Origin of the sequence: Chromohalobacter sp. HP20-39 (assembly GCF_033052815.1) — a bacterium.
Lineage (GTDB): Bacteria > Pseudomonadota > Gammaproteobacteria > Pseudomonadales > Halomonadaceae > Chromohalobacter.
In genome coordinates this window covers 1-349 of record NZ_JAWHTP010000316.1, presented here as the reverse complement: position 1 = coordinate 349, position 349 = coordinate 1, and the positions used below count along the sequence as shown (strand labels likewise).

General features: G+C 63.3%; 1 protein-coding gene. It reads left to right on the top strand.

Annotated elements, in window-relative coordinates; translation table 11 throughout:
- Positions 1-67: 67 nt before the first annotated feature.
- A partial coding sequence (locus RVY79_RS18160) for a citrate/2-methylcitrate synthase (protein WP_317465928.1) occupies positions 68-349 on the top strand: 282 nt, incomplete at its 3' end.

Below are 349 nucleotides of genomic sequence, written 5' to 3'. Positions count from 1 at the left end.
AGCTCGACTCACTGTTTGCTGCACAGAAATAACGCCTACACATTCCACGCATCCAAGGAGACCCCTCATGAGCGAAGCCGATAACAGCACCCCGAACGCCGGCGCCTTCAAACCGAAGAAATCCGTGGCCCTGTCGGGCGTGACCGCTGGCAACACCGCACTGTGTACCGTCGGCCGCACCGGCAACGACCTGCACTACCGCGGCTACGACATCCTCGACCTGGCCGGCGCGTGCGAGTTTGAAGAAGTCGCCCACCTGCTGGTGCACGGCAAGCTGCCCAACAAGGCCGAACTGGCGGCCTACAAGGCCAAGCTGAAGGCCCTGCGCGGCCTGCCCGCCAACGTGAAG